The sequence below is a fragment of the Candidatus Desulfofervidus auxilii genome (assembly GCA_030262725.1).
Lineage (GTDB): Bacteria > Desulfobacterota > Desulfofervidia > Desulfofervidales > Desulfofervidaceae > JAJSZS01.
The window spans coordinates 1-18,422 of record JAJSZS010000014.1 but is presented as its reverse complement, the minus strand read 5'-3'; the positions used below and the strand labels follow the sequence as shown (position 1 = coordinate 18,422).

Below are 18,422 nucleotides of genomic sequence, written 5' to 3'. Positions count from 1 at the left end.
TTATCCTCCTTCTTTTATTATTAAAGTTGGAGTTGATTTTTTAATTTTATCTTTTTCAGGAATTTCAAAACTAATTTCATCAAAAAGTTGACTTTCTAATTTTTTTAAAAACCATTCAGGATTTATATTTAACAAATCACAAATCCATCTAAAAGTTCCAACATTATTATTTTTATTATAAAACCATCTTTTTAAAGATAAGAGAGTCATTTTTTTATTACCTGTTAAAGCTTCTTTATAATCATCAACTGCTCTTTTTAAAACTGCCGCCCACAATCTAAGAAGTGATGTTAAATCAATTTCTTCTTCTACTTTTAAATCTTTAAATTTACAAAAAGAACAAGTAGGCGCAATACCTTTTTTAGCCCATTCTGTAAGACAGGTAGAATAAAATGGACATAAATAATTTCTTTGCATTAAAACACACTCAACTGTTCTTTAGAAATAATAATCTCATCAGCAATGCTTTTTAAATATTTTTGACCTACAACCACCTTCCACAACAACCTATCATTTCTATTTTCAATTATTGCATATTCTTTCTTCCCTTTAAGCCCTTTTATTTTATGAGCAAATTCCAAAATGCTATTAAAATTAGAAAACCAAAATAGAAGAATAGGTTCACTTTCAGGATAAAGAGTTAAAATCACCCCTCCATAAATAACACAAAGACTCCAATCAACTCCTCCAATAAAATATTTAGTCTTTTTATTGGCTAAAAGCTTACTTTCCAACCCATAAATTGATTCAATTGCCTTTTCTACTTTACCTTTTTCTAATAACCTTCTTATTTTAATTATTTCGCTTAACATCAAAAAAGTTTTAATTGTTTTGCTTCATTTAAAATCCTCTCTTTTGCAATTTTACAAAATTTTTCGTTAATTTCAATACCAATCCATTTTCTTTTCAATTTTTCGCAAATTACGGCTGTTGTTCCACTTCCAATAAATGGGTCTAAAACCAAATCACCTTCAAAAGACCACCATTTAATTAAAGGATAGAAAAGTTTTAATGGTTTTTGAGTAGGATGTTCTGTTCTTTCACTTCCCATGCAGATAGGTGTTGAAATTACATCACCAAATTGCCCTTCTTTATAATTATAATGATGCCCACTACCTTTATTTTTTGTAGCAATAATAAAAGGCTCCCATGCATTCATCCATTGAACTTTTCTTGCCTGTGGTGGAGGATTTGTTTTGTGCCACACTCCAATATGTCTCACAACCATACCTAACTCTTTTTCTAAAAACTTTGCTATATCTGAAATATCCATTTTCTGACAAAAAGTTATCAAAACACCTGCTGGTTTTAATTTTTTATAAGCCAGAGGAATCCAATCTTTATAAGAAATTCCTGAAATCACCTGTTTATCTAAATTAGCACCAATAGCTTTAGCCTTACCAAATTTACCACCATTCCTTTTAATAACAGAAACATTTTCTAAACCATATGGCGGATCAGTTAAAATTAAATCAACACTATTATCAGAAACCTTTGCCAAAATTTTTAAAGCATCACCTTGATATAAAACACCTAGTTCAGTTTTAAAGATAACCATTCTAAAAAATCCTTTAAATGTTCAATTAATTCTTTTTCTTGTTCTTTATTTAACTTTTTAAAAATTTCTATTTTGATAAAACATGAATTATTCTTACTTAATAGACTTATAGAAAATATCTCACAAACTTCATATTTAGCTACTAACATCTTGCTTTTTTTCAATGACAAATTCAATTTTTCCATCTACCACATTCACTTTTAAAACAAACACACCGATTTCATAATAAGGTTTAATAGAATCAGGCGCATGTTCCCACAACCTTAATAAATAACGAATAGTATCCCCAAGCCAATCAAGGTCGTAAACATTCATGATCGTTTACCTCCTTTTTTTATTGCATTTAAAGCAAAAACAAAAATAGTGCAAAAATTTAAATATTTACTTTCATATTCAGGAATTTTAAAAACAGCAGCATGACTGAATGTGAAAGATTTAAATAAAGAAGAATGATAAATTACTTTTTTTCTTCTTATTACTAATTCCTTAAGAGGAAAAAGTGGTGAAAATTCCCTTAAAAGCAAAATATATTTTTTACTAGATACAGATTCTTTAAATTTAAAACAATCAAAAAGCTGATGTTCTTTTAATTTAATATACTTCAATATCACTTTAGTTATGTTTTCTTTTTTATAAAAAATAGAAGTAAATTTCTTCATTTTTTTAAAGCAGATAAAGCAAAAACAAAAATCCAACAAAATGTTGGAGCTTCCGCAATTCCTAAAATAACCTCTCCATGATAAAAAGGCACTCTTTTTCTATAAACAACTACCTTCCTTAAAGGAAAGGTTTTATAAGATTTTATAATCGACAAGGAACGGGTTCTTAAATAAATATCATATAGTTCATATAAAAATAAATGTAGCGATCCTTTACTACATTCAATTTCTACATTAGTTATATTATCTTTTTTTTGAAAAATGGCACTAAATTTTTTCATAAGCTACTCCACATAAGGCAAAAATAAAAATCCAAAAAAATATAGGAATTTTCTTAATATTTAATGCTAAGAAATCACGTATCTCTATTGAATAAAAAGGAATTCTCTTTCTAAAAAGTTTTATATCAAAAAATTTAGGACTACCCTTAAAAATTTCATATATATATTTTGAAAAACGCTTAGGGTCATAACCTTTAACTGAAAAAAACAAATCTGTTATCCCTTTTTTATGTATAATTCTTACTTTACTTATATTTTCTTTTTCTTGAAAAATGGCACTAAATTTTCTCATCAGTTACCCCACACAAAGCAAAAACAAAAATCCAACAAAATATGGGAATTTGTTTAAGATAATCTAATGTTCTCCACTCTATAAAATCTCTAACTTCTGCTGTATAAAAAGGAACTTTCTTTCTCAAAATAATCGCATCATCAAGAGGAAATTTTGAATAAGATCTTAAAATAGTTAATAAAAAATCTTCTGCTAACACAGGGTCAACTGTTGTAGATAAAACAAAATACTTCTTTATCTTTTTATAAGACGCAATCTTTACATCACTTATATCTTTTTTTTCTTGATAAAAACTACTAAATTTTTTCACTCCATCAACCTCTGTTTTAACTCTTCTAACAATTCTCTTTTAGCCATTTCTTTAATATCCCTTCCAAATTGCCTTTCAACAAATTCTTTCAATTTATCACAAACCTCCTCAGGATTTTCTCCTTCCTCTACAACTGCCCTAACTGTGATTTTTTCGTTATTAAAATCACTACTAATTAATTTACCATATTCAATTTCAATAATTCTCATCTTTTACCTCCTTTTTAATTTAAAATTATTCCAAACACCTTCATATTTGGCTTATAAGCACGTTTCAAAAGCATTCAAATATAATAAGACCTGTTAGTCTCTAAATCAAAAATACAAAGCATTCTCATAGACATTCTAATGGCAATTTTTTTTGGTTTTTTAAAATTCTCCTTTTTGCTATTTCACAATATTCAGGATTTAACTCAATACCTATCCAGCATCTACCTAGCTTTTCTGCTACTACTGCTGTAGTGCCAGAACCTAAAAAAGGATCAAGAACAACACCAGGCTTCCAACCAGCATCACAACCACAATCTGTCCAGCCAACGCTATAATGAATTGCATTAGCATGACCAGGAATTGTTGCCATTTGTTTACTGCTTTGTTTTTCCCCCATTGTTTTCCCTTTGATTTGCCATTCATAAACAGTCTGTATTATCCTTTCCCTTGCTTTTTTACATTTTTTACATATATATTGAGGACAACTTGTTTTAATTATCTTTTCAACTAATTTCTCAGGAAAAGCACTATAATGAGCTTCCTTTAATTTTTGAGTTGGGATTTTCCAAATATTACCAGGATTTTTCCCAAGTGGATGTAATGGTCTATTATGTAAAGGGTCATCATAACTACCGACCCTACCAAGAGCTATATCATGTTTAATGTTAGACCTTGGTTTATTTAAACCACCTCCTCCTCCATATTCAGGTAAAATTGCATATTTATGATTTTCACTTACACCTCTCATTGCCCTTTCAATTGAACTCTGTTTATGAGGCTCTCTTACTATATCTAAATCAAACCAATACTTTTCACTTTTTGTTAACATAAATATTGGCTCATAAACTCTTGTAAATCTATCACGACAACTTTCTGGAAGATGATTAGTCTTTTCCCAGATTATTATATCTCTTAAAATAAGCCCTAATTCATCAATACAACGTATAATAAAACGATAATTCTGGAGACACATACATTTTTTAGGTAAATTTGTTTTAAATTTGCGTTTAATCATATTTCTCACATTTACAGCAGAAGGATATTTAGGGTCCACCATCCCAAAACCTTTACCACTACCTGAATAACAATCGCTGTGATTCCAATAAATAATTCCTGTCTTTTTTAATACTCTTTTTAATTCCTTCATTATTTCTAAAAGATGGTCAATATATAAATCCAAACTGAATTCTAATCCTAATTGACCATAATATGCTCCACATTTTTTGCAAACTGCTTCCTCTACATCCTCACCAATTCTAAAATCCAAAACTTTATTACTACCAACACAACTTTTTTCACTAACCTTATTGGGTCTTAAATTATCATGTTTTGCTATTATAGTTATCCATTCATGTTTACAATCAGGATTCCCACCCCATATTACATTTGTATTAGGATAATATCTCTGACTCCAGTAAGGTGGCGAAGTAATAATACAATCCACGCTTTCATCAGGTAAACTTTTTAATACTTCCAATACATGTCCTTGATACAATACCCCTAAATCTGTTTTAAAATATTCTTTCATTCTTCTATTCTTTTTAAAGGAGTCCCACAAACAGGACATACAAGTTCATATGCACTTTTAGGAAAGATTATTGCATCACACTTAGGGCAATAACCAGCTTCTAGCCACTTATAATAACGTTCAGTGTCATATTTTAAATCACTTTTTAATTCCTTTATACATTCATTCACCATATCATATAAAAAATCTTCACTAGACCATACTAAACTTAAAGCAAACCTCCCTGGAAACGTTAAATTATCCATTTTTAAACAAATTTTTCCAGTTTCTTTATCAAAATAAACTCTTTCTATTATTTCCCAACAAAGACCCTCAAATTCATAAAAATAATCAACATCTATACCATTGTCATAGATTGCATTTACCATAATATCACATATCTTTTCATAATTTGTATAATTGAGTAAACGCTCATAATCAACTTCAATTGTATATCTATAATCATTATATTCTGTAATTGGCTCAACAACTTCTTTATCTATTTCTTTAACAAATTCTTCACATAAAGTCGGTTTTTCAATTTTTGCTAATCCCAATAAAGCAATTAAAAAAGGGTTAATGAAAGAATGTTCAGAACAAGAAGAAAATACAGGTCGTAAAAGTGGTATTGTTTCATATTCATTTATAAAATATTCAAAAAATTTTTTTTCAATAAAAATTTGTCTTAATTCTTCATCATATCTATGCCTTTTTGAATCCCCTAATAAACAAAAGAAATCAAAATATTTTGTTAATTTCTCCATGTTTCTTTTAAGTATTTTTTAATTTGATCTAAACAAATATTCCAAATCTTTCTTCCAATATTACCTGAAAGCCTATCTAAAGGAAATCCTAAATGTTTTATAAGCAATTCATTTATTTTTTTATATTCCTCTAAACTTATTTCAGGAAAAACACTTTCAGGATATGGATTTTCTTTTCTAACTTTTTCAATTAAATAAAGGATTTCTTTCATTCTTCCAAAGGAATATAATAACGCCGAGTATCATCTTCTAAATCTTTTTCCAATTCTTGCTCACACCTAAATACCATATCACCTAAAAAATTTAGATTAGGATATATTAAACCTACAACAAATCTTTCTGGAAGTGTTAAACTATCCATTTTTAAACAAATTTTTCCAGTTTTTTTATCAAAATAAACTTTTTCTACTATCTCACAACAAATATTTCCAAATTTATAAAAATCAAAATCTATACCATTATTTTCAATTTCACCTATCATATCTGCACATACCTCTCCATAGTATGTATAATTAAATAAACGCTCATAATTAACCTTAATCATATAATCATACCTTGCAAGTCGCTCAACAATTTCTTCATTTATTTCTTCAACAAACTCCTCACATAAAGTCGGTTTTTCAATTTTTGCTAATCCCAATAAAGCAATCAAAAAAGGGTTAATAAAAGAATGTTTAAAACAAGAAGAAAATACAAGTCGTAAAAATGCTATTCTTTCATATTCATTTTTAAAATATTTAGAAAGTTTTTTTTGAATAAAAATTTGTCTTAATTCTTCATCATATCTATGCCTTTTTGAATCCCCTAATAGACAAAAGAAATCAAAATATTTTGTTAATTTCTCCATGTTTTCCTAAAATTCCATTTACTCTCTACTTTTTGTTCTTACAAACATAGCCAATTCTCTTTCTTTCTTTTCCTTTCTTAGCTCTTCACACTGTTCTGGTGTATAATTAGGATCATAAATAAATTGATAACAAATCTCATCCAGCCAATTATAAATACGACTGATAGGCATAAAATAACTCATATGAGTAATAGCATTAGCTGCCCATCCTAGAAAAGTTACTGAAACACGACTTGGAATGCCAAAGAAATACCAGTGATTATTAATTGGAGTAAAAATACCACCGCCAGAATTATGGACCAAAACTCCATTAGCAAAGAAATTATGAATATTATCTAACTGTATATCATAAGTTTCTTCTTCACTTACTGTTTCTATTTTTCTAATTCTTTCAAAATTAATATTATTTGAATTTAAAGTAATAACAGTATCTCCTTCTTTTAGACTTCCAAGCTTTCTCCAAATAAGAGTATAAGAAGCCTCATTATCCACTGACCACACTTTTTCAAGACATAAAACAGGATGATTATCAGACGCTCTTAATTTTTTTGTTTTTGTTCTCATTTCTAAAATAGTTTTTTTACCACTATTAATAAGACGTTTAACATAAGATTTTTTTAAACCATAATAACCAAGAGACCAAACACAATCACCTTCTTTAATTTCTGATATTTTCTTAACAGAACCATCATACATAGATATTAACGTATCACTGGGTAGACAATTACCAAATATAGCAGGAGCTGAGCTGAGGTAATACTCATAATTATCTATCTCTATTTGTATTCCATTTAAATGACCAAACGTAATAATAGGTTTCTGCCCCAAAGCAGCACCACAACAAGCAAGCGGCACCATTAAAGGCACTTTATCAGCCATTTCTTTAGGATAGAGTTTTGCTGTTGGATATTCCATTGGGTCATCTATAACTAAAAGAGCAATATCCTGTTCTTTATTATAATCCGCAATATGAGCTAAAACTGACTGCAAACCTAAAACTCTTCCAGTGTCATCTAATCTATAAGTATGAACCTCAACAGGACTTGTAAAATCTTTTTTCACATCTTTTTTAATCACAGTATCCCATACCTGCTTATATTCAATATTATTTTCAATCACATGGTGATTTGTCAGTAAATATGTCTTCCCATTTTTAGAATAAACAATAGTAGCTGAACCAATTGCATTTTTTGCCATTATTCTGGCTGTAACACGCATTACTTCATTAATTAATAATAATCTTTCTGTCTCTTGCATTTTATCATCTCCTTTATAATTTTTAACTTATTTTATCACATTTAACAGCTTCAAACAAACCCTTCAACTCTTTTAAGAAATCAATTATTTTTTCTCCTTTTATTTCTCCTTTTTTATTTACAAAACTCAAAAATTCCTCTTTTACCTTATTCAAAAATGTTAAATAATTTTCTATAGCCTCTTTTTCTCCATAAATATCAACTAATTTTAAATTAAAATTTGCAACAACCTCACCAATAATACTAAAATCCTTTGAAAGATAAAGATCGCCAATTTCTAATGGCACTTCTTCTTCAAAAAATTCCTTATTAAAATAAAGAAAATCATCACTCCACATTTCTTTTCTTATAATTTTTCCAGCTAAACTTTCTAAAACAACAACCCCATCTTTTTTAACAGCTTTAACTCCTGCTTCCTGAATGCTTTTCTTATAATCTTTTAAAATAGGATAAAGCAATTTCCACGCTGTTTTAGGAGTGACAATTTTCAATTTTAATCCAATAACCAACAAATTAAACAGTTCTATCTTATCATTAATTGTTAGATTTTTTATTTGCATCTTCTTCTCCTTTTTTCTTTGGTTTATAAAATGGACAAATCTCTCTGCAATCAAACACTATTTCCACTTCCCAAAAATCACCCTTATCATAACTCCAGTAAAATTTAAAATCAGGATCTTCTATATTTTTAAAAGCACATTTCTCCGTGCCAAAGTTTTCACAATCTATCTTGCCCTTCATCTCTCCAAAATTCAAAAATTAACAACAAACAACTTACTGCCCAAATTAAAATTAAATCTCTTACACTAATTTCAAAAAACATTATCAATTTATAAACTCCCAGACTCATCAACCCTGCTGAACTTAACAAAAAAACTATACAACAAATAGCTAAAAGAAAACCTTTAAAAATACGCCAAAAACTCTTCATACTTACCTCCTTAAATTTCTAACTCATCCAACTGGCTAAAAGGTATTTCTTCAACTAAACTGACATCTAAAATTGGTTCTTGAGGCATAAATACTTTTTTACTTAACGCTTCAAGTTTTCGTTTAACTTCTTTAAATTTTTTAGGAAATTTTTCAACAAGTTTTTTACCCACATTACAATTTTCAATACATCCTTTTTTATAGATTTTATAAAAACATGTCTCTGGATTAGTAAAAAAACAATCATATTTTGGACACCAATATGTCATAATTGCAGTAGTCTTAAATGCATCTTTAAACATATTTCTAACTCGGTCTTTTTGTGCTTTTTTTACTCTTTCTTTTAATTCTGGGTCAATAAAATCAAAATCCTGTTTTAAAATCTCCTGAATCATCCTTTTATATATAGGCTTACCTTTCTTACTTAACACACCTTTTTGATTTAAAATCTTTACCACCTTTCTCACACCATACTGCTCTGATAATTCATAAATTAATTTAATAGTCTCTTTATCAAGCCCAAACATCAATGGACATTCACCTCCTGCGCCTTTTCTAAAAAACTCAATACATCCTCTTTCCATCTCATTAACATATCTTCAGGTAAAATATTCGCATTATAGAAAAACTCTAAACACATCGCAACCAAATTGTTACCATAACCAAGTGGAACACATTCAATAAAACCATCTTTATATGCAATAATACATAAACCAGATAAAAATTTTTCAGGATTTTCTTTTTCTAATTTATCCAACAATTTTCTACAAACCTCAATAAATTTTTCCAACTCCTCCTTAGTCGCTTCTCTTCTCAACGATAACACCCCCCAAAAATTTTTTAATATTATGAATTGTTATTAAAGCCTCTTTATTAGGTTTTTTTAAAACTAAATAAATTACTTCACTTGGAGCATAAACCACATATCCTTTATTTCTATATTCATTTATTTTCTCCCTTACACAAAAAGCAATTGTCTCACCTAAAATACGACTACGCACTAATAAAACACCATCAAATACTTGAAGAATTTTTAACCATTTTTTAAATAAATCTTTATCCATTCTCTTTAACCCAAAAAACTTTTCTTCCTTTCCACCTCTTTACCCACCCTCTTTTCTTAATTGTTTTATAAAGTGACATATTAAACCTACCAGCATATCCAAGCTCTTTTAATATTTCTGTTAATGTCTTTCCTTTTTCTAATTCCTGTTCTATAAAAGCCAGCTCTTTCTCTCTTTTACGCCACGGTCTCCAATAAGTTCTTTCTAATCCTAATTCCTTTACCTTATCAGCAACAGCTTTTCCAGATAACCCCAGTTTTTTTCCAATAGCACGAAGCGACATTTTTTTTATAACATACAAATCTTCTAGCATTTCTCTCGCATCCACATAACCTTCTATCCACGCAATTGCATCCCAATCTATCATATTCTTTCTTAGATAAAATGGTCTCCCCATTACCACACCCCTTTAAAAGAAAATTTAAAACTTTTAACAAAAAATCAAAGCTAATATGAGCATCAACTAATGTTTTATTTTCTTCAAAAACTCTTATATTAACTACATTATCACTTACTTGATCTACTTTTATTTTCATCTTTTTCTCCTTTTATAAAAATCAACTTCACCATCAAAAAATTTTTCCCCTAATTCTCTTGACCTTTCCATTGCTTTTTGTAAGTCATCAAAAACTTCATAAGTCACTGCCCACTTATATACTTTTCTATGGGGATATGGAATTTCTATCAAATCATCATCAACTATTACTACCTCAAAAGGACGAAAAACAGGACATAAAATCATTCCTTTAATATGCGCATTCCTCTCCAATAAAACATCAACTTTCTCATCCCATGTTGCAGGTATGAATTTAAATCTATCATTATGCTTGATTAAATAACCATCCTCATCTGCCATGTTACCAATTTCTATATTACCATCCTTACAAATTTTAAAAAAAGAACCTTTAATTACTAAAAACTTCATCGGAACAACTCCTCATAAAAATATTCATAATTTGGCTCTAAAATATATAATCTTTTTTTTGCCCTAGTCATACCAACATAAAAAACTCTTCTTTCATCCTCTGGATATACTTTGGTTGAAATTAAAGTCTTATAACTAATATTAGAAACTAAAATAACATTATCTGCTTCAAGACCCTTTGACCAATGAATACTTGCAAGTGTAATCGTTGGTTCTTTTTGCAAATATTCAATACCTTTTTTAATAAGTTTTAAATAAAAATTTTTATAACTTGCATCTATTTTAAGAACATCCAAAGCATCTTCTAATTTACTAATTTTATTTAAAAACAATTCTGTCATAAATTGTTTATACTCATCAAAATTATAAAATTTTTCTTTTTTCTCTTTTTGAATTTTTGTTTTTGCACCCAACACCAGCCACGGTTTTGCACTAATCAATTTAAATAATGCTTTTAAATCACTTGTAACAACTGGTTCTTTTTTTCTAATTTTTTCTAAAGCCATAATTGCATCAACTATACTTTTTTTATATAAAGAAGTTAAACCAATAGTTACAAAAGGTATAGCTGACTTTTCTAAAGTTTTTGCTATTTCTTTTAAAAAAAACCAGTTTCTACTTAAAATAAAGGTTTTCTCATTTAATAACTGGTCAAAATCTAAATAATTAATATCCCTAATATATTTAAATTCTCCTTTCTCATTTTTAGGTAAATAAATTAAATCCTGCTTTCTAATATGATTCCTTTTAATTAAATTAAAAGCCTTCTTCCAAACCGCAATTGGCACTCTATGACTATCAGTCAACATCTTATCCTTACCAGGAAAATTAAGAAAATATTGTGGTGCTGCACCTCTCCATACATAAATAGTTTGATCCACATCTCCCGCAATAAAAGCTATCTTGGCATTCGCTATCAAACGCTTAACATATTCCCACTCAAGCCTTGTCAAATCCTGACACTCATCAATAAATACAACATCAAGCTCTGGAACCAAACCCTCTTTTAAACATATCTCAACAAAATCACTAAAATCAAATAAACCATTCTTTTCTTTATATAAATTGTATTTTTTTATAAAGTCCCTATATTTAACAACATTAATACCATAACTTGGCTCTGGGAAATAGTTTAAATATTCATGTAAAGTTTTTTCAGGAGGCACCATCAATTCTCTTGACAATTGATAAAGTGCATACATTTTTGTTGTTGTATTATCAATATTAACCACATCATAAATATCCATGCCAAATTCAAGTGCCTCTTCAACCATAGTTTTTCTCAATTTATATTCATAACCATTTTTCTCACAAAACTCAGCAAATTTATGCTCATCAAGCACTTGAGCTTTATCCAAATTGAGTTGCTTAAAACATTCTGAATGTATAGTGCCAAAATGAGAAAAATCCTTCCACTCCTTTCCTGTCACAGCTACAGCCCTTTTCTTTGCATCATATGCCGCTGCTCTTGTAAATGAATAAAAACCAATCTTATCTGGAGCATACTTCTTCGCTAAATTATTTAATATACCTATTAATGTTCTAGTTTTACCTGTGCCTGGGGGACCAAAATATTTTATAACTCCCATCTTACAAAAAAAGGATTACCATGAACAACATCTTCAATATCATAAAATATTATATCCATTTCAGCATCTTTACAAAATACCTTAAGCACACTCCTACTTTTTTTAAACTCCACATCATGTTTCTTTTTACAAAAAGGACAATAAAACGAAAGATTTTTTACTAAAGTTAAAGGCACTACACACTTTAAATCCTTAATATCAAATCTTCTTGTAAAAGTTTCACAATGATCTTTTTTATAAGGGAAAATTCCATATTCTTTCAAACCCCTTAAATTTTTTCTATGTAAAACAAACTTTATCTTCCTTAAATAACAATAAGTAACATAAATACCAGCACGATCACTTTTTTGTTTTGATAAATTATGATTTTTCCCACAAAATGGACAAGATAAATAACCATATCTTTGATGACGAATTTCTTTTGGTTTAATTATTTCTTTTATAGGTTTAAATAAATGTTGTTTTAAAGGAAAAGTAATTAATTTCAATAAAACTTCTTTTAAATGTGCAGGATTTTCAATATCCACTTTATAAATAGCTTTTATAAGAGCACGAATGTGATTAGGTAAAGTAGAAAAATATGAAACTATTGGATCTTTTATAGCTTTATTTAACTTATCTTCTGAAATATTTTTAAGTTCAATTTTTTCAACATCAATCAAATATTTTTGCACTTCAGGATTTGAAGTAATTAACCCTAATAAGATCTTCTTCAAACGAGAAGGGTCTTCAACATCAACATCATAAACCCACTTTAAAGCAACACGAACATCTATCGGTAGACTATAAAAATATGGAATAACTGGGTCTACCATTTTCTCAATTTTACCTTTAAGTAATTTTTCTTTATCCAATTGCTCTAAACAAAGCCATCTACAAAACCTTAAAAAAATTTCTTCTAAATCAATCCCATAATCTTCAGCCATTTTCTTTATTATTTCTTTATACTCATCCTTATTAAAATACAAAATACACATCACATGACGGTCAAGCTCCTTGTAAAACATCTTACCACCTCCTGTTTATATATATAATACTTCAATAACTTTGTCAAGCCCCTCCTTATTATATTATATAAAAAACCCCCTTTTTTCCGCTGTTCAAATGGAATATTTTATGGGCAATATTCCAAATATTTCCACTTTTAATGATTTATACATAACTTATTTATTCTCCCATATCGGAATGTAAAATATCATCTCCTTCTTTTTAACACCCTTTTTTTTAAAAATATTACAAAATATCCGAAACTTACATTCTGCAAAAAATACGGAATATATACTTAATTTGGCATATGCCTTTTTTATATATAGCAATAATTTCATTTTTACGTAAATCTCCTATATTTTATAAAAAACATTCTAACAAACTATATACTTCCATAACTAAATTCTATATATATCAATTTCCTATAAAATATAGGTAAGTTATTTCAAAAATTACTTTGGACTATACTTTTTTTATTGATTTATTGGGTATTTACAAATTTTATTGATTTATTGGGCATTTAGACATTTACTTAAACCCGCAACTTTTGTTTTCACAGCAGTGCGAATGGAATATATATGTGGTGTTTAATCCATATTTAATTTTATACTATAAATAGGATATTTATTAAAAAATACATATGGAATGTATTTTTTTAATGGAGAGATATATGCTTTAAGTATCGTATATGTTATTAAAAATTAAATATATATTAATGCATTCTTCCAAAGAGTTTATTGGTAGTCGGTTTTTTTGCAGTAAATAACTATCCTATATATTATAAAAAAATTAAAAAAATAACCATATTCCATTAGGATATGAAGTTTTATGTTCCAATCTCTTTGTTGTTATTAAGTGCCCTATATATTATTAAAAGAAATACTCATTGGAATATGGAACATTTCATATTCCATTTGAACAGCGGAAAAAAAGGGGGTTTTTGTATATTATAATAAGAGAAGTGATAGCTATAATTTTAGACATTAGTTTCTTCCTTAAAAACATCTAAACCAAAAGGAGCTACCCAAGCTTTTACTTTTTTGCCTTCAATAATTATATCTTCTAGCTTCCAATGATGAAATTCTTGAAGAATTTGGAAGATTTTTTCATTAGGAAAGGCAATTTTTCTTGCTTTTATTTCATTTATGATAGAATCTGTTGGGAAACAAAATACTGCTTTTTCAGGATGATAAACAGGTAAATCTCTTTTCCATTGTTTTAGTGTATATTCAGCTTCAACTCTAGTTGCTAACTGTCTTAAAACTTTTTCTATTCTACCATATTCTCTTTGTTCATATTGATCTTTTGGCATAGGAATAACTTCAGTTACTGTATCAATTAAAAATCTAACTATTTCTCTCCATTTTGGTGATTGTGGCTTTACTGGAACAAAACCAAAAAAATCTAAAAAAAGACTTTCTATTGATGAAAAATTTAATAAATTTTTTGATGTCACATTTTTAAGTATTTTATAATGACTATTTAATTTAATATCATAAAAAATATCAGGACCCTGCTTACGATATATTTTAATTATTTTAAAATTAGGAAGCTCTCTAAAATGAAACATTTTTGCAACAGGACATGTTTTTTGCATATCTGTGCTACAACAATAATGAAACCATATATAATTCTTACAAACTGATATTGGATTTATTTCTTTTTCAGTAAAAGTTGCCAGTAATTCAAATATATCTTTCCATAATGGATCATTTTTTCTTTTTTCTATTTTTTTTAACAAGCCATGTTTATATAACAAATCATCCACTGTAGTATCATAAGAAAATAAACACATTATTATGAACATTTCTGCTAATTGTCTTCTCCATTTATGAGGTATTTCTTCTCCATTCAGAAAATAAAACATTCCAAGACACTTAGCAATTTGTTGTTTTTGTTGCATTCTTTAAAGTTATTCAGAAAGTTGAATTAATTTATTCTGATAATAACGTTTAATTTCGTCTCTTTCGTTGGGCTTCATTTTATCAATAATAGACCTTTTATTTGACACCCAATCAACAAGTTTATCTATAGTATCAATTTCATCTATCTCTTTTTTTAAGCTTTCAAATAAATTTTCTTCTTTACCTACTTCTTTTTCCTCTTCTTCCTTTTTTTCTTCCTCTTCTTCCTTTATAACCTCAACTTCTTCTTCTTGAGCTACTCCATCTAATAATAAAGGTGTTTCTAAAGGTTTCTCTTCTTCTTTTTCTTTAGGTATTTCAATTACCTTACCTTTCTTTGTTTCTAAAGCTTCTGGTGCTTTTTCTAAAGGTTCTATTTTTTCTTCTTCTACTGCTTCTTCTGCTTCTATTTCTTTGATTTCACTTGCCTCTTCAGGTAATAAAGCACCCATGATAATATCAGGAGCTACTCTTCTTAACCCTCTACTGACACACCTGTGAAAAAGCATATCCTTTGGATATTTCAACCAATTACTATCCTGTCTTATCAATTGTGCTTTTTTAGCCTCCTCTATTGTAAATCTGCTTATATAACTTACGGCTTTATCTCTAATTATTCTTGTGAATTTGATAATACATTCATGGTCATCATTTTTTTCAATTTGATAGATCACATTATTTCTAATTGCTAACGTTAACATTAATTGTGCTGATAAACAAAGCCTTCCTTTCACAATTGAAATATTCTGTAAGGCTACTACAGGTGGGATTCCAAGTTCTCTACCATACTCAAGTATTGCAAATGCACCTTCTTTATTCTTTGCATTAGGAAAAAGACCACTCTGCACTAAAATATTTGCAATTTCAAGGACTTCTTTATAATCCATAACTATTCCTCCTTTTTTATTTTAATTAATTTAATTTCTTTCTTTAAAAAGATTTTTCTTTTTTCTTCTGGAGTTAAAAGGTTAAATAACAAGCTAGGTATTTTAATTTCTTTTTTATTCTTCGATTCTTTGGTAGGTTTCATGTCTTCTTTTCCCATAAAGGCACTCATCATAATATTCACAATACTCAGCACTGCATTTCCATGAGTTAGGCTGTGCAGGAAAAAAGATTTTATTTTCTATCGCTTTTAATATAGCTTTTACTTCTTGAATCAGTATTTCTGGCTGTGCATCTACATTTCCATCAATGCTATGTTTTAAAATATATTCTTTAGTTTTTGTGTAAATAAGGTCATAAAAAGTTAAATGTTTAGGAGGTTTTTTACAAAGTTCTTTATAAGCAAAAGAGTAAAGTAAAAGTTGATTAAAATCAGGGACAGATTTTCTTGTTTTAGTTTTAAAGTCAATAATACCATCATAAACAATAAGGTCAGGTTTGATAATAATTTCAAGATTTTCTTTTGGTATTTTCACTCTATATTTATCTTCAGCACTGAGAGGAATAAGCTTTTGAGCAATAGGGTAAAACAATTTGACTAACTTAAGACCTTTATTTTTATGAAATTCTAAAAGCTCTTCTTCCTTACCTATTTGACTTGGTGACCATCTGACTTTTTTAACTAACTTATCATATTTTTTTATAAAAATCTTTTGAAGATTCTCAACAGACATGTCTTCATTGATTGCCAATTTTTGTTTGAAATTTAGTTTATAAGTATCATGGAAAGCAGTGCCTAAAATCATACCAATAGTTGGTGGATATTTTTTACCAACGATATAGTAAAAATAATAAGAAATACCACAAGTTCTATACCTGTTTAATCTAGAGTAACTAACCACCATTATTTTTTATCTTCTTTTTTAAGGTCTCTTAATAACCTTTCGATTCCTATTTTGATAAGCTCAGTTTTTGTGATACCCAATTTCTTTGAATAATCATTAACTTCCTTCATCAATTCTGGTGGAATCCTTAACAAAAAATCAACCCTTGGATTTACTTTTTTCTCTTTAGCCATTCTCTCACCTCCTTTTGGGATATATAGCTCATTTTTTAAAATTTGTCAAATGCTAAATCTTCAACTGCTTCTTTAAACGTTTTTCCTGTAACTTCCATATAAAATGTAATTACATTACCACCTTTTTGGCATCCAAAGCAGTAAAAAATGTTTTTTTCAGGATTAAGGCAACAACTTGGATGTGTTTCTTCATGAAAAGGGCATTTAATAAAATAATTTTGTCCAACTCTTTTAGGGCTAAAACCAAGTTCTTCAGCTAAAGTGACAATGGGATATTCTTTTGCTCTTTCAATATCAAATTCTGTAATTTTTTCTTTTTCTCTTTGTTTTTTTACTTTTTTAGGCTTTAAAAAACTATACAACTCTCTTATTTTTTTATCATACTCCTCAATGACAAAATTCAAAATTGCTCTCCTTGCCACAAATTCATATTCATTTCTTGGAGGAGGTAATCTTTTTAACTTATTTTCAAATTCTTTTTGACGCTTTTTCAACTCTTTAATTTTTTCAGGTAAAATCTTCTTTATTGTATCAGAAAAAGCACTTAATACTTCCGACCTAGATGGCGACTTTAAATAAGGTTTATATTCAGGGAAAAAATTGGCTATCCAGTTATAATAATCCTCTTTAGCTGCATCAATACCTGATTTAATCGCTTCCATTATCTCTCTCACCTTCAGCATGACGTCTTACTTCTTCAATAAATCTTAAAAAAAGCCCTTCAGCATCATAAGCATAGGATATGCATGACTTTCCCCCAATTAATTTATTATTCCAAAATATTTATTATAAAATTTTTTTAATTCCTCATCACTCAAACCACAAACTACATTTTTTATAAATTCTAAATATTCTTCTTCTTTATCATAAACTATGCTTTCAACCCATTTAACCAACATTTCTTTTCTTATCCTTTCACAAATCTCACAAACTTTCTCTAACTTTTCTTTCAAATCCATTTTTTCCTCCTACCATCCTTAATTAATTATGGTTTTATTTAAACTGAAATTACATTGTCCGATTGCTTCAACCATGAACCACAAAAAAGCTATTAGAAGTTCTTTAGGAAGTCGTTTTAATTTTTCAAATAAAAAGGCAGAATCTATATAATCACTATCAGGGTGATATTTTTCAAGGTCAAACATAAAACAACTACCCAAAACAATATAAACCTCTAAATAAACTTCACGCAAGGCAAGAATACCTAATCCAGCACTAAATTCAGCTAACATCATAGCTAAAAAATTCTCTGAAAACTTTTGACAACGTTGATAAAACTCCCGAAAATGTTTTGAATTATCAAGAGCTTCACAAAATTCGTCTTCAAAATCTTCCCAAAATTCTTTTTCAACTCCTAAAATTTCGTAAGGTTGTTTT

The 18,422-nt window shown here is 28.3% G+C and carries 31 protein-coding genes and 2 pseudogenes; all 33 read right to left on the bottom strand.

Annotated features, from left to right (window positions below; genetic code table 11):
- Window positions 1–417: a hypothetical protein gene (locus LWW95_08230; GenBank protein MDL1957012.1), complete on the bottom strand. Its 417-nt coding sequence runs from the start codon at window positions 415–417 to the stop codon at window positions 1–3.
- The gene (locus tag LWW95_08225; GenBank protein ID MDL1957011.1) at window positions 417–812 is read right to left on the bottom strand and encodes a hypothetical protein; all 396 of its coding nucleotides are present in this window, start codon (window positions 810–812) and stop codon (window positions 417–419) included. The genes LWW95_08230 and LWW95_08225 overlap by 1 nt, the downstream gene beginning before the upstream one ends.
- On the bottom strand, window positions 812–1,558 hold the full coding sequence (locus LWW95_08220; GenBank protein MDL1957010.1) for a site-specific DNA-methyltransferase: 747 nt from the start codon (window positions 1,556–1,558) through the stop codon (window positions 812–814). The genes LWW95_08225 and LWW95_08220 overlap by 1 nt, the downstream gene beginning before the upstream one ends.
- Complete coding sequence (locus LWW95_08215) at window positions 1,534–1,707, bottom strand: hypothetical protein (GenBank protein MDL1957009.1); 174 nt, start codon at window positions 1,705–1,707, stop codon at window positions 1,534–1,536. The genes LWW95_08220 and LWW95_08215 overlap by 25 nt, the downstream gene beginning before the upstream one ends.
- A complete protein-coding gene (locus LWW95_08210) occupies window positions 1,694–1,873 on the bottom strand; it encodes a hypothetical protein (GenBank protein ID MDL1957008.1) in 180 nt (59 codons plus the stop codon). Before LWW95_08210 ends, LWW95_08215 begins: the two co-directional genes overlap by 14 nt.
- Window positions 1,870–2,217 (bottom strand): hypothetical protein, encoded by a 348-nt coding sequence (locus LWW95_08205; GenBank protein ID MDL1957007.1) that lies wholly within the window; start codon window positions 2,215–2,217, stop codon window positions 1,870–1,872. The genes LWW95_08210 and LWW95_08205 overlap by 4 nt, the downstream gene beginning before the upstream one ends.
- Window positions 2,214–2,498, bottom strand: a complete 285-nt coding sequence (locus LWW95_08200; protein MDL1957006.1) for a hypothetical protein — start codon at window positions 2,496–2,498, stop codon at window positions 2,214–2,216. The genes LWW95_08205 and LWW95_08200 overlap by 4 nt, the downstream gene beginning before the upstream one ends.
- Window positions 2,485–2,790, bottom strand: a complete 306-nt coding sequence (locus tag LWW95_08195) for a hypothetical protein (protein ID MDL1957005.1) — start codon at window positions 2,788–2,790, stop codon at window positions 2,485–2,487. Before LWW95_08195 ends, LWW95_08200 begins: the two co-directional genes overlap by 14 nt.
- A complete protein-coding gene (locus LWW95_08190) occupies window positions 2,777–3,100 on the bottom strand; it encodes a hypothetical protein (GenBank protein ID MDL1957004.1) in 324 nt (107 codons plus the stop codon). Before LWW95_08190 ends, LWW95_08195 begins: the two co-directional genes overlap by 14 nt.
- Window positions 3,097–3,309, bottom strand: coding sequence for a hypothetical protein (locus LWW95_08185; protein MDL1957003.1), 213 nt, complete (start codon window positions 3,307–3,309; stop codon window positions 3,097–3,099). Before LWW95_08185 ends, LWW95_08190 begins: the two co-directional genes overlap by 4 nt.
- A 124-nt stretch (window positions 3,310–3,433) precedes the next feature.
- Window positions 3,434–3,601, bottom strand: a pseudogene (locus LWW95_08180) (site-specific DNA-methyltransferase).
- A gap of 246 nt (window positions 3,602–3,847) precedes the next feature.
- A pseudogene (locus LWW95_08175) lies at window positions 3,848–4,837 on the bottom strand (site-specific DNA-methyltransferase).
- Window positions 4,834–5,580, bottom strand: coding sequence for a hypothetical protein (locus tag LWW95_08170; protein ID MDL1957002.1), 747 nt, complete (start codon window positions 5,578–5,580; stop codon window positions 4,834–4,836). Before LWW95_08170 ends, LWW95_08175 begins: the two are co-directional and overlap by 4 nt.
- A complete protein-coding gene (locus LWW95_08165) occupies window positions 5,568–5,792 on the bottom strand; it encodes a hypothetical protein (GenBank protein ID MDL1957001.1) in 225 nt (74 codons plus the stop codon). The genes LWW95_08170 and LWW95_08165 overlap by 13 nt, the downstream gene beginning before the upstream one ends.
- On the bottom strand, window positions 5,789–6,427 hold the full coding sequence (locus LWW95_08160) for a hypothetical protein (GenBank protein ID MDL1957000.1): 639 nt from the start codon (window positions 6,425–6,427) through the stop codon (window positions 5,789–5,791). Before LWW95_08160 ends, LWW95_08165 begins: the two co-directional genes overlap by 4 nt.
- A gap of 18 nt (window positions 6,428–6,445) precedes the next feature.
- Window positions 6,446–7,684, bottom strand: coding sequence for a hypothetical protein (locus LWW95_08155; protein ID MDL1956999.1), 1,239 nt, complete (start codon window positions 7,682–7,684; stop codon window positions 6,446–6,448).
- 22 nt (window positions 7,685–7,706) lie between these two features.
- Window positions 7,707–8,243: a hypothetical protein gene (locus tag LWW95_08150; protein ID MDL1956998.1), complete on the bottom strand. Its 537-nt coding sequence runs from the start codon at window positions 8,241–8,243 to the stop codon at window positions 7,707–7,709.
- Window positions 8,218–8,424: a hypothetical protein gene (locus LWW95_08145; protein ID MDL1956997.1), complete on the bottom strand. Its 207-nt coding sequence runs from the start codon at window positions 8,422–8,424 to the stop codon at window positions 8,218–8,220. The genes LWW95_08150 and LWW95_08145 overlap by 26 nt, the downstream gene beginning before the upstream one ends.
- Entirely contained in the window at window positions 8,402–8,614 is a 213-nt protein-coding gene (locus LWW95_08140; GenBank protein ID MDL1956996.1) for a hypothetical protein, read from the bottom strand. Before LWW95_08140 ends, LWW95_08145 begins: the two co-directional genes overlap by 23 nt.
- Window positions 8,615–8,624: 10 nt before the next feature.
- Entirely contained in the window at window positions 8,625–9,140 is a 516-nt protein-coding gene (locus LWW95_08135) for a recombinase family protein (protein ID MDL1956995.1), read from the bottom strand.
- A complete protein-coding gene (locus LWW95_08130; protein MDL1956994.1) occupies window positions 9,140–9,430 on the bottom strand; it encodes a hypothetical protein in 291 nt (96 codons plus the stop codon). The genes LWW95_08135 and LWW95_08130 overlap by 1 nt, the downstream gene beginning before the upstream one ends.
- Window positions 9,411–9,677 (bottom strand): hypothetical protein, encoded by a 267-nt coding sequence (locus LWW95_08125; protein ID MDL1956993.1) that lies wholly within the window; start codon window positions 9,675–9,677, stop codon window positions 9,411–9,413. Before LWW95_08125 ends, LWW95_08130 begins: the two co-directional genes overlap by 20 nt.
- Window positions 9,670–10,074 (bottom strand): hypothetical protein, encoded by a 405-nt coding sequence (locus LWW95_08120; protein MDL1956992.1) that lies wholly within the window; start codon window positions 10,072–10,074, stop codon window positions 9,670–9,672. Before LWW95_08120 ends, LWW95_08125 begins: the two co-directional genes overlap by 8 nt.
- Window positions 10,075–10,209: 135 nt before the next feature.
- Window positions 10,210–10,602, bottom strand: coding sequence for a hypothetical protein (locus LWW95_08115; protein ID MDL1956991.1), 393 nt, complete (start codon window positions 10,600–10,602; stop codon window positions 10,210–10,212).
- Window positions 10,599–12,191 carry an ATP-dependent helicase gene (locus tag LWW95_08110; GenBank protein MDL1956990.1) on the bottom strand — a complete coding sequence of 531 codons (1,593 nt, stop codon included), beginning with the start codon at window positions 12,189–12,191 and terminating at the stop codon, window positions 10,599–10,601. Before LWW95_08110 ends, LWW95_08115 begins: the two co-directional genes overlap by 4 nt.
- Window positions 12,179–13,198, bottom strand: coding sequence for a hypothetical protein (locus LWW95_08105; protein ID MDL1956989.1), 1,020 nt, complete (start codon window positions 13,196–13,198; stop codon window positions 12,179–12,181). Before LWW95_08105 ends, LWW95_08110 begins: the two co-directional genes overlap by 13 nt.
- 956 nt (window positions 13,199–14,154) lie before the next feature.
- Complete coding sequence (locus LWW95_08100) at window positions 14,155–15,081, bottom strand: hypothetical protein (protein ID MDL1956988.1); 927 nt, start codon at window positions 15,079–15,081, stop codon at window positions 14,155–14,157.
- Between the two features lie 9 nt (window positions 15,082–15,090).
- On the bottom strand, window positions 15,091–15,969 hold the full coding sequence (locus LWW95_08095) for a recombinase RecT (protein ID MDL1956987.1): 879 nt from the start codon (window positions 15,967–15,969) through the stop codon (window positions 15,091–15,093).
- A 114-nt stretch (window positions 15,970–16,083) separates the two neighbouring features.
- Window positions 16,084–16,872 (bottom strand): PD-(D/E)XK nuclease family protein, encoded by a 789-nt coding sequence (locus LWW95_08090; protein MDL1956986.1) that lies wholly within the window; start codon window positions 16,870–16,872, stop codon window positions 16,084–16,086.
- Window positions 16,872–17,045, bottom strand: coding sequence for a ribbon-helix-helix domain-containing protein (locus LWW95_08085; protein ID MDL1956985.1), 174 nt, complete (start codon window positions 17,043–17,045; stop codon window positions 16,872–16,874). Before LWW95_08085 ends, LWW95_08090 begins: the two co-directional genes overlap by 1 nt.
- Before the next feature lie 35 nt (window positions 17,046–17,080).
- A complete protein-coding gene (locus LWW95_08080; protein ID MDL1956984.1) occupies window positions 17,081–17,707 on the bottom strand; it encodes a CHC2 zinc finger domain-containing protein in 627 nt (208 codons plus the stop codon).
- Window positions 17,708–17,806: 99 nt separating this feature from the next.
- A complete protein-coding gene (locus tag LWW95_08075; GenBank protein MDL1956983.1) occupies window positions 17,807–18,004 on the bottom strand; it encodes a hypothetical protein in 198 nt (65 codons plus the stop codon).
- A gap of 18 nt (window positions 18,005–18,022) precedes the next feature.
- A partial coding sequence (locus tag LWW95_08070; protein MDL1956982.1) for a hypothetical protein occupies window positions 18,023–18,422 on the bottom strand: 400 nt, incomplete at its 5' end.